The sequence below is a fragment of the Paraburkholderia acidipaludis NBRC 101816 genome (assembly GCF_000684975.1).
Classification (GTDB): Bacteria; Pseudomonadota; Gammaproteobacteria; order Burkholderiales; family Burkholderiaceae; genus Paraburkholderia; species Paraburkholderia acidipaludis.
In genome coordinates this window covers 64,777-74,743 of the sequence record NZ_BAXZ01000013.1, presented here as the reverse complement: position 1 = coordinate 74,743, position 9,967 = coordinate 64,777, and the positions used below count along the sequence as shown (strand labels likewise).

The 9,967-nt window shown below is 65.6% G+C and carries 8 protein-coding genes; 4 read left to right on the top strand and 4 right to left on the bottom strand.

All coding sequences use genetic code 11. The features are described 5' to 3' along the window. Positions 1 to 98: 98 nt before the first annotated feature. On the top strand, positions 99 to 689 hold the full coding sequence (locus tag BAC01S_RS16185; protein ID WP_084168611.1) for a flavin reductase family protein: 591 nt from the start codon (positions 99 to 101) through the stop codon (positions 687 to 689). A gap of 9 nt (positions 690 to 698) precedes the next feature. Here BAC01S_RS16185 and BAC01S_RS16180 read toward each other — a convergent pair whose 3' ends face one another. The 4 genes from BAC01S_RS16180 to BAC01S_RS16165 form a co-directional block, all read right to left on the bottom strand. Then, entirely contained in the window at positions 699 to 2,120 is a 1,422-nt protein-coding gene (locus BAC01S_RS16180; protein ID WP_027795709.1) for a UbiA family prenyltransferase, read from the bottom strand. Positions 2,121 to 2,250: 130 nt separating this feature from the next. Next, positions 2,251 to 2,664 carry a GtrA family protein gene (locus BAC01S_RS16175; RefSeq protein WP_043202479.1) on the bottom strand — a complete coding sequence of 138 codons (414 nt, stop codon included), beginning with the start codon at positions 2,662 to 2,664 and terminating at the stop codon, positions 2,251 to 2,253. Continuing rightward, complete coding sequence (locus BAC01S_RS16170) at positions 2,661 to 3,401, bottom strand: SDR family oxidoreductase (RefSeq protein WP_027795707.1); 741 nt, start codon at positions 3,399 to 3,401, stop codon at positions 2,661 to 2,663. Before BAC01S_RS16170 ends, BAC01S_RS16175 begins: the two co-directional genes overlap by 4 nt. Continuing rightward, positions 3,398 to 4,720, bottom strand: coding sequence for an FAD-binding oxidoreductase (locus BAC01S_RS16165; RefSeq protein ID WP_027795706.1), 1,323 nt, complete (start codon positions 4,718 to 4,720; stop codon positions 3,398 to 3,400). Before BAC01S_RS16165 ends, BAC01S_RS16170 begins: the two co-directional genes overlap by 4 nt. Before the next feature lie 491 nt (positions 4,721 to 5,211). Between BAC01S_RS16165 and BAC01S_RS16155 the strand changes: the two genes are divergently transcribed. The 3 genes from BAC01S_RS16155 to BAC01S_RS31500 all read left to right on the top strand — a co-directional run bounded on the left by BAC01S_RS16155 (position 5,212) and on the right by BAC01S_RS31500 (position 9,964). Further along, entirely contained in the window at positions 5,212 to 6,279 is a 1,068-nt protein-coding gene (locus tag BAC01S_RS16155; protein ID WP_027795705.1) for a sugar transferase, read from the top strand. Positions 6,280 to 6,440: 161 nt separating this feature from the next. After that, complete coding sequence (locus BAC01S_RS16150; RefSeq protein WP_027795704.1) at positions 6,441 to 7,664, top strand: polysaccharide biosynthesis/export family protein; 1,224 nt, start codon at positions 6,441 to 6,443, stop codon at positions 7,662 to 7,664. A gap of 59 nt (positions 7,665 to 7,723) precedes the next feature. After that, positions 7,724 to 9,964 carry a GNVR domain-containing protein gene (locus tag BAC01S_RS31500; RefSeq protein ID WP_052408763.1) on the top strand — a complete coding sequence of 747 codons (2,241 nt, stop codon included), beginning with the start codon at positions 7,724 to 7,726 and terminating at the stop codon, positions 9,962 to 9,964. The last annotated feature ends 3 nt before the right edge of the window (positions 9,965 to 9,967 follow it).

The window sequence follows — 9,967 nt, the reverse complement described above, 5'->3', positions numbered from 1 at the left end:
TGGCATACCGACACGAAAACAAGAAAACGCCAAATACCAAGTCAATCACGAGCGCCATACAAGCGCGCTCACCCGAGAGTGCGGAAGGAGACCAGACCATGAGTGCATACGGCCTTGCAGCGAGCCACACTGCCATTCCCCTGCGCGATGGCATTGCCGATGCCGATCCGGCTACGCGGCCTGGACCCGCTTGCGCCGAGGGCCGCCCGCCCTTCGACGAGCGTCTCTTGCGCACGGCGCTAGGCCGCTTCGCGACGGGCGTAGTCGTGATCTCGACCGGCAGCGGCGAGAGCCTGCACGCGATGACGGCCAATGCCTTTATGTCCGGGTCGCTCAGGCCGCCGCTCATCGTCGTGTCGGTCGGACATCATGCGCGCATGCACGAGCGTCTCATGCGGGCGGAGCGCTTCGGCGTGAGCGTGCTCTCCGCCGACCAGGAGTCGCACAGCCGTCATTTCGCCGGAGAGCCGCAGGGCGCCCTGGCGCCGAGCTTCACCGAAGTCGACGGGCTAGGCGGCGTCGTCCTGCTGGAGCGTGCCGCAGCACGCTTCGGACTGCGTATGGCTGACCGCCACCCGTGCGGCGATCACACGTTGTTCGTCGGCGAGGTACTGGCATTCTCGCTCGACGAATGCGCGCCGCTCGTGTTCTTCGGCGGGCGCTACGCTTGCGTTGCCGGCAAGCGGTAACGCAAATATCTAGATCGCGAGCACCATGCACACGCAGCACAGACCGATCACGCTGCAGCTCGCGCGGTCCTTGAAGGTGAACACGATCGGGTCGTCGTGCATCTGGCCGCGAAAGGCGAGCATCCAGATCCGGCTGACCCAGTACAGCGTGAGCGCGAAAACGGCCCAGAGCAGTTGCGGATGCCGGTAGAGGAGTTTCAGTTCGGGCGAATTCAGATACAGCGCGAGCACCAGCACGGCGAGATAGGCCGCCGCGGTACCGAACGAACGCAGGATCGACATGTCCTGGGTGATGTATCCGCGCCCCGCGGCTTCGGTTTTGCCCTGCTTGAGGATCGCTTCGAGTTCCACGTAACGCTTGAGCATGGCGAGGCTCAGGAAAATCGGCACGCAAAAGAGAATGAGCCAGTACGAGAGCGCGATGTGGTTGCATGCGCCGCCGGCGATCACGCGCACGGTATAGAGGCAGGCCAGCGTGAAGACGTCGACGAGCGTGAGGCGCTTCAGGAAGAACGAATAGGCGACGGTCGCGGCCATATAGGCGGCGAGCACGGCGCGGAACTCCCAGGGCAGCAGTGTGGCGAGCGTGCCGGCCGCGCCGAGCAGAACGATCGTCAGCACGATGCCGAGCGACAGCGGCAAGTTGCCCGAGGCGAACGGGCGGCTACGCTTGCGCGCGTGCCGGCGGTCGGCGTCGAGGTCGAGCATGTCGTTGAGCAGATAGACCGACGAAGCGCCCAGGCTGAACGACAGGAACGCCACGCACGTTGCGAACACGGCCTGCGGATCGGTGAAGCGGTGCGCCGTGAGAAGCGGCACGAAGATCAGGACATTCTTGACCCACTGGTGGACCCGCATTTCCTTGAGTATGAGCGGGAGCCAGCGGCGCTTGATTTCGAAGAAGACGATTTCCGCGTTGACTTTGCGCGCGGCGGCGGCAATCTGCGGGTCGCCCACCACGATCGCCTGGCGCGCGCGGCGCCAGACCGGCACGTCGGCCAGCGCGTCGCCGCAATAGTCGAAGCCGTGCTCGCCGAACTGCTCGACGAGAGCGTCGGCTTTTTCCTTGCCGCGCAGGTTCATTCTTGCATTGCTCGCGAGCACGCCGCTGAAGAAGCCCAGATGATCGGCCACCTGGCTCGCGAAGCGCTGGTTCGACGCCGTGCACAGATACAGCGGTCGGCCGGCGGAGCGGGCGCTGCGCAGATAATCCACGAGCGCCGGGTTATACGGCAGCACACCCACGTCGATCGTCACGCGCCGGGCAATCTGGTCCTTCAGATAAGCCTTGCCGCGCAGCAGCCAGACAAAGCAGAGAAAGATCGCCAGCGGATTCTGCTTGAAGAGAACCAGCACGCTCTCGAGCAGGAAGTCGGTTGTCGTCAGCGTGCCGTCCAGGTCCACGCATAACGGAATGGTCGCATTCGACATGGGATGCCTCGCAGCCGGAAACCAGATCATTCACCGATCGTATTGAGCGCGCGCGCTTGCCTCTGTACGCCAGCGCACGCCTCGCTCTCGCATCGCGGCCAGGTCGCGGACATTGCGTGCCGATGCCGCTTCATGCGAAGACGAAACGCTTGTCGAGCTGATACTTGGCGAAGTAGCCCAGCACGAGCCCCAGTGCGCCGCCCGTCAGGCGCGCGGGTTCGGAGTGGAAGAGCGCTTCGGCGCCGAACTCCGTGGCCCAGAAGATGGCCGTGGTCGCGAGGCCCATCGCCACGTAGCGTGAAAAGGTCTGGATGCCGTGCGCCGCGCTGCGGTGCTCGAAGCGAAAGATCCAGGTCTTGTCGAGGGCGTACTTGACGATGAGCCCCACGCCGGTGCCGACGCATACGGAGAGAGGAATCGCGAATGCGCCTTCGTAGAGCGTCCAGGCGACTTTCTGGCAGCCGAGGTTCGCCGCCATCGAGAGGAGGGCGAAGAGGGCGTACCACGTCACGAGGGAGGCGCGACCGAGCGCCCCCGCTGTCATAACGAAACCCTCTTGAAGACGAAGCCAGGCAGCGAACGTATGACCAGCATGATGCCGCTCCAGAACCAGGGGGTGTAGAGCGAGTCCCGGCCTTGCGCGATCGCGCGCACGATGTCGCTCGCGACGCGCTCGGGCGAGGCGACGAGCGGACCCGGCAGCGAGAGTCCGGCTGTCATCGGCGTAGCCACGAAGCCGGGCTTGATCGTCAGCACCCGCACGCCGGATTTGAACAGGCGTGCGCGCAGTCCTTCGCAGAACGTGGTGACGGCGGCCTTGGCCGCGCCGTAGACATAGTTCGAGGCGCGCCCGCGGTCGCCGGCTACCGAAGAAATCACGGCGATCGTTCCGTGCTTCTGCGTTTCGAATGCGCTTGCGACGAGCGTGAGCAGCGCGATCGTGGAGACGGCGTTGGTGGACAACTCGCGTACCGTGGCGTCCACGTCGTGCTCGCAGACCGCCTGGTCGGAGAGCGTGCCGTGCGCGATCAGCACGACGTCGATCGGGCCGATGGCCTCGCGGCACGCGTCGAGCATGGCTGCGTGCTGGTGATGGTCGTTCACGTCGAGCAGATAAGTGCCGACCTGCGACGCACTGCGCACGCGCAGATCCTGCGCGACGGCCTCGAGGCGGACGGCCTGACGGCCGGCGAGAAAGAGGCGTGCGCCTTCGTCGGCCCAATGGCGCGCGCACGCGGCGGCAATGGCGGACGAGCCGCCTACGATCAGGATGTTCGTCATGTCTGTGTGGTCCGTTTCCAGAAGCGCGACATCAGGGCTGGGTCGCGCAGACGCTCGAGCTCCTGCCAGGCGGGATAGGCGGTGCGAAAGTGTTCGCCGCTCATGTGGGCATCCTTTGCCGGGTACAGGCGTCCGCCCGCCTCGGCGACGATGGCGTCGAGACGCGCGAAGAGCGCCGTGTTGCGGCGCTCTTCCTGGGGAAAGTCGAGCGCGAGCGAGACGCCCCGCATCGGGAAGGAAATGAGTCCTGGCGACGCCAGCGCGCCGCAGCGCTTGAGGACCGCGAGGAACGAGCCGTTCGCGCTCGCCGAGATCGTGCGCAGCATCACGCGCAGGGCATCGCGCGCGTTGGCCTCGGGAATGACGCACTGATGCTGCTGGAAACCGCGCCGCCCATAGATGCGGTTCCAGTTGCGGATGCTGTCGAGCGGGTAGAAGAAGCTGGCGGGGTCCATTCGCGCGAGTTCGATCCCCGGCCTCTGCCGACGGTAGTACAACTGATTGAATAGTCGCACGGTGAAGGCGTTGACCGGCGAGACCGGCATGACGAAGGGGACGCTGCGCACGCGCCTCGCGGGCAGCGAGAAATCGCCGTCGTTCGCATGGTTGCCGCAGGTGTAGACGCCGCGTCCGAGCGCTGCGCCGCGCGCGAGGCAATCCACCCAGGCTACGCCGTATTCGTTGGTCGCGTCGCGGCCGCGCGAGAGCGCGAGGAATTCGTCGAGATTCGCATAGCGCAATCGCGAGACCGCGATGTGGCTCGACTGCACGGGCATCAACTGAAGCTCGACCCATTCGATCACGCCGGTCAGCCCGAGGCCGCCGATCGTCGCGCGAAAGAGCGCAGTTTCTTCGTCGGGCGCGCATTCCAGCGGCGCCCGGTCGGAGCGCAGCAGCGAAAGACGCAGCACGTGGCAGCCGAACGTGCCGCGTACATGATGGTTCTTGCCGTGCACGTCGTTGGCGACGGCGCCGCCTAGCGTCGCGAACTGCGTGCCGGGCGTCACGGGCAACATCCAGCCGCGCGGCAGCGACAGCGCGAGCACTTCGCCGAGCGTCACGCCCGCTTCCGCGCGCACGACGCCGTTCGTCCAGTCCGCACCGATGAAGCGCGCGAGCCCGCGCATGGGCAGCACGTGGTCCGTCGCGGCAAGGCAGCTGTCGCCATAGCTGCGGCCGTTGCCGAACGCAAGCGTCGTCCCGACGCGCGTGCTGGCGTCGGCGAGGCGCGCGCGGATGCTGTCGCGCCACGCGAGAGGTTCACTGGATTGAGGCGCATTGGGATAGCGTCCCCATGACCGAAGCGTAGACGCGCACATGGTTGGCAGGTCGGATCAGGTGAGCGGCATCGTGGCACGACGAAAGCGCGCGTACCGTTGGCCAGGGCACAGACGGCATCAAGAGGCAGTTGGCAGTCAATTGGCCGGCGATCGGCAGAAGATCTTCAGGCGAAAGATGCGGTAAGGCGTAGCGCGGTCGATTGCAGATCATTGGTGGGATTGCGCACGGAGTCGCGATCACGGTCCTCTTACCTTAGCGGTGTGGATCAGATCATCGCAATCAGCATGGCGTGTTTGGCGCAGGTACGACGAATGAGGTCGTACACGGCCGGACCGGGACGATGGCGATCCGGAATATCAAAGCGGGCCTCGCGCAAGGGCGTACCGCGGAAGTCATCGGGAAAGGCGCGCGGAAGACGCGCTTTACACCATACGGGATGAGTTTCGCGGGACGAGCGGCGGTCATGCAGTAACAAACGAAGAAGGGGGGCAGGCAACAACCATTGACCGCGACGCAGTGGAGTATGGATATGTCCGAGCTGGCACATCGTGCGATCGATATCGCGCTAATCGTGCTGGGCGCCTTCGGCGCGCTGCACCTGAATCTGAACCTTGCCGATGTGGGTCGGCCCCATCAGTTCGATCCCACGCTCGTTGCCTTCGTGGCCGCGCTGGCGCTTTCGGTGTTTCCCGCATGCGGGACCTACCCCGTGCGCGGCAGCCGATCCGTCATGAGCATCGCCAGCCGGACCACGTTCGCGTGGCTTGCCGTGCAGCTTTGCGGGCTTGCGCTGCTCTATGCGATTCATCGCGAACATCTGGTTTTGATGCCGTGGTTCCTGTACTGGACGCTCACCACCGGCATCTCGCTGCTCGCCTCGCACACGCTGTTCTTCGCGCAGTTCAGTGTGGTCCATCAGGCCGGCGGCTGGCTGAATCGCACGCGTGCTCCCGCCGAGCTTCCCGAGGGCGCGCTGCACGCGGTTACGTTGCGGCGTCTCGTCAAGCGCGGTTTCGATATTGTCGTCTGCCTGATCCTGATCGCGGCTCTCCTGCCGGTATTGCTTGCTCTGGCGCTGATCGTGAAAAGCGACGGCGGCCCGGCGCTGTACGGCCATACGCGGGTGGGAAGACATGGACGGAAATTTCGTTGTCTGAAGTTTCGTTCGATGGTGGTCAATTCGGAGGCGGTGCTCAAGGAATTGCTCGCCAGCGATCCGGCGGCGCGCGCCGAGTGGGAGCGCGAGTTCAAGCTCAAGCACGACGTGCGCGTGACGCGCATCGGCCGCTTCCTGCGGCGCACGAGTCTGGACGAGTTGCCGCAGCTCTGGAACGTGCTGCGCGGCGAGATGAGTCTCGTCGGCCCGCGGCCCATCGTCGATCAGGAACTCGAACGATACGGCGTCGACCGCAGCTACTACCTCATGGCGACGCCCGGGATCACGGGGCTGTGGCAGGTGAGCGGGCGTTGCGACACGGACTACGCAACGCGCGTGTCGCTCGATGTGAGTTATGTGAAGAACTGGTCCCTGCACCGGGACATCGGGATTCTCTTCAAGACGTTTGTGGTGGTGATCAGAGGCAATGGTGCTTATTGATGGGTCGGGCGGGAAATGTCGTAAGTCGTTGGACGGGAGGTTAGGGAAGGCTGCCCGTGTGCCGCGAGCGTCGTGTGCGGCATGCGGGCAGTCCGGACCGGCCGGGATCCGTTGCGCGTGGGACGCAACGGGACGGCCACACGCAAGTTGGGGGTTTTGACATGAGACTCAGCAGCGTTTGGCGCGCGTACCGTTTCACCGGATCGCGCGCGACCGGATTTTGTACGTGGCTGCGCGCGGCTTCGGCGGCGGCCGTCATGGCGCTTGCCGGCTGCGCCCTCTCTCCGGGCATGGCCTTCAACGGCATGCCCGCAGGCAGCGGCGCGGGGACGGCCAGTGCCGTGCAGACCGCCAGGGCGCACGAGCAGGGGCAAGGGCCGGGGGCCGACGCGCCGCCGCCCGGCTCGCTCGTCGAAATCACGCCCGAGCTGGTCGAGAAGGAGCAGGCGGCGCGGCCCAAAAACGTGCCGGCCGACGTCTCGCAGCTGTTCGCGAAGCCCGCTTCCTATAAGGTCGGGCCGGGCGACGTGCTGAACATCGTCGTATGGGATCACCCCGAACTCAACATGCCGGGTGCGGGCGGCGCGGGCGGAGCGGATTCGTCGGGCGCGCAGTCGGTCGCGACGGGCTATACGGTCGACGAGAACGGCTTTATTCAGTATGCCTACATAGGGCCGGTGCAAGTGAGCGGTCTTTCGGAAATGGGGGTGCGCGACATGCTCGCCGCGAAGCTGTCGCGCTACGTGCGTCAGCCGCAGGTCACGGTGCGAATCCAGACCTATCGCAGCAAGCGCGTGTATCTCGACGGCGAGGTGCGCGCGCCCGGCGTGCAGATCATCAACGACATGCCGATGACGCTGCCGGAAGCGATCAACCGGGCCGGCGGATTTACCGACAAGGCCGATCGCTCGCGCGTGGCCGTGACGCGCGGCGATCAAACGGTCGTGGTGAATTTTCCGGACATGATCCGCAAGGGGATCAATCCCGACCGGATCGTGCTGCGCGACGGCGATCTCGTGCGCGTCTACGCCGCGGCGGACAGCCAGGTCTTCGTGGTCGGCGAGGTGCAGCGTCCGGGCCCGCTGGCGTTCAACAACGGGCGCATGTCGCTGAACGAAGCGCTGGGCGAAGCGGGCGGGATCAGCCAGCAATCCGGCGATGCTTCGCAGGTATACGTCGTGCGCGGGCGCGATATCGGCAAGCCGGTCGTCTATCACATCGACGCGACTTCGCCGGCGGCGATGGCCACGGCGGACGCCTTCGACCTCGCGCCGAGCGACGTGGTGTTCGTGGACGCTTCGGCACTCGTGAAGTGGAGCCGGATCATCAACCTGATCCTGCCGTCCACGGAGGCGGCGGCGACCTCCCGTGCGGTGGGTTACTGACGGACATAACGCGGCACCCGGGTTGCAGGAAGCCCCGGGTGGTCCGACGGAGAGAGTACATGAATCATCGTGAACTGTTGCTCGAAGGGCCGCACGACGGAGGCGGCCTGCCGCCGCCGCCCGAGGGCGGCCATATCGGCGGTGTGCTCGACACGCTGTACCAGAGTCGCAAGACGATCATTATCGTGACCGCGCTCTTCACTTTCATGGGCGCGGCGTATGCCTTGCTGGCGCGCGCGATCTATCAGTCGGACATCCTGATCCAGGTGGAGGACAGTCAGGACGCGACCAAGAACGCGCTCTCCGACCTTTCCTCGATGTTCGCCGTCAAGACGGAGGCCTCGGCGGAAATCGAGGTGCTGCGCTCGCGCATGGTGGTTTCGCGCGCCGTGGACGCAACGCAGCTCTATATCGTGGCGCAGCCGCATTATTTTCCAGTGGTCGGCCGCTGGATCGCCACCCATCTGAACGTGTCGGGCTGGTCGGGCTGGGGCGGCTATGCCTGGGGCAACGAAGCCATTTCCATTGCGCACTTCGAACTGCCCGAGCGCCTCTACGGCGCGCCGTTCGTCCTCACGCTAAAGGGGGGCGACGCATACGTGCTCACGCATAACGGGGTGGATCTGCACGGCAAGGTGGGCGTTCCCCTCCAGGCCAGCGTGCCGGGCGGCGCGATCGATCTGCTCGTGAGCGCGATCGACGGCCATCCGGGCGCGACCTTCGAATTGACGCGGATTTCGCAGCTCGCCGCGGTCCAGGCGTTGCAGGCCGGCCTGACGATTTCGGAAAAAGGCAAGGACTCCGGCGTGATTGGCGTCGTGCTGGAAGGCACGGATCCGGTGAAGACGAGCGCGACCCTGAACGCGGTCGGCAACGAATATGTGCGGCAGAACGTGCAGCGCACCCAGGAGGAAGCCGAAAAGTCGATCGCTTTTCTCGACCAGCAACTGCCGGTGCTGAAGACGCAGCTCGAAACGGCCGAAGACGAGTTCAACAAGTTCCGTTCGGAGCACGGCGCCGTGGATCTGAGCGCGGAAGCAACGGCCTTGCTGCAGAGTTCGTCGCAGGCGCAAAGCCGCATCGCCGATCTGAAGCAGCAGCGTGCGCAGTTGATGGCGCGCTTCACGCCGGACAATCCCACCCTGATCGCCATCGACGGCCAGATCGAAGAGGCCCGGAAGTCACTCGCCGAGCTCGGTGCGCAGACCCGCCAGCTGCCGCCGCTCGAGCAAAGCGTGCTGCGTCTGCAGCGCGAAGTGCAGGTCGATACGACGATCTACACGAACCTGCTGAATACGAAGGAGCAGATGCGCCTCCTCAAGGCCGGGAAGGTCTCGAACGTGCGGCTGATCGACAACGCGGCCGTGCCCGAAAGCCCCGTGCGGCCCAAGCGCGCCTTCGTGGTGGTGGCGGCGTTCCTGACCGGGCTGTTCGCGAGCGTGTCGCTCGTGCTGGTCAGGCGCAGGCTCAACAGCGGCATCGCGGTGGCGGACGAGATCGAGGTGGGGACGGGGCTGCCCGTCTTTGCATCGGTGCCGCGCAGCCGCGTGCAGCAGACGCTCGCACGGCGCCCGTCGCTCGGCGCGCACGGCGCGGGCAGCGTGCTGGCGCACACCGCGTCGTTCGATGCGGCCGTGGAGAGTCTGCGCAGCTTCCACAGCGCGCTGGAGTTCGCCTTGCGCGACGCGGACAATCGCATCGTGCTGCTTGCGGGGCCGACGCCGGTGGTGGGGAAATCGTTCGTGTCGGTCAATCTCGCAGCGCTTCTCGGCGCGTCGGGCAAGCGCGTACTGCTGGTCGACGCGGACCTGAGGCGCGGCTCGCTGAACGTGCACGTGGGCGTGTCGTCCAGCCCCGGCATTTCGGACGTCGTGCAAGGCGTGGCCTACGAGAGCGTGGTGTGCCCTCAGGTCATGCCGGGCGTGGACTTCATCGCCAATGGCGGCTACGTCGCCAATGCCAGCGAACTCCTTCGGCATCCGAATTTCACGCAGTTCGCGCATTGGGCCAATGACGCCTACGACGTCGTGCTGATCGACGCGCCTCCCATTCTGCCGGTGGCCGACTCGGGCATCGTGGCCAATCTGGCGGGCATGGTCTTTCTCGTGGCGCGCCATGGCGTGACGAGCGTGGCCGATCTGCGCGAGTCCGTGCGCCGCTTCGAACAGATCGGCGTGCCGATCCGTGGTGTCATCTTCAACGACATGACCACGCGGCCGGGCAAGTACGGCAGCGAATACGCAGCCTACGGGTACGCAAGCTATAGCGATACCTCGGACAGCGCGGCGACGGGTGCCTGACGC

Excerpts from the sequence above, each read along its gene's own strand:
- BAC01S_RS16175 (WP_043202479.1), bottom strand. The coding sequence starts at position 2,664 with ATGACAGCGGGGGCGCTCGGTCGCGCCTCCCTCGTGACGTGGTACGCC.
- BAC01S_RS16155 (WP_027795705.1), top strand. The coding sequence starts at position 5,212 with ATGTCCGAGCTGGCACATCGTGCGATCGATATCGCGCTAATCGTGCTG.
- BAC01S_RS16150 (WP_027795704.1), top strand. The coding sequence starts at position 6,441 with ATGAGACTCAGCAGCGTTTGGCGCGCGTACCGTTTCACCGGATCGCGC.
- BAC01S_RS16165 (WP_027795706.1), bottom strand. The coding sequence starts at position 4,720 with ATGTGCGCGTCTACGCTTCGGTCATGGGGACGCTATCCCAATGCGCCT.
- BAC01S_RS16170 (WP_027795707.1), bottom strand. The coding sequence starts at position 3,401 with ATGACGAACATCCTGATCGTAGGCGGCTCGTCCGCCATTGCCGCCGCG.
- BAC01S_RS16185 (WP_084168611.1), top strand. The coding sequence starts at position 99 with ATGAGTGCATACGGCCTTGCAGCGAGCCACACTGCCATTCCCCTGCGC.
- BAC01S_RS31500 (WP_052408763.1), top strand. The coding sequence starts at position 7,724 with ATGAATCATCGTGAACTGTTGCTCGAAGGGCCGCACGACGGAGGCGGC.
- BAC01S_RS16180 (WP_027795709.1), bottom strand. The coding sequence starts at position 2,120 with ATGTCGAATGCGACCATTCCGTTATGCGTGGACCTGGACGGCACGCTG.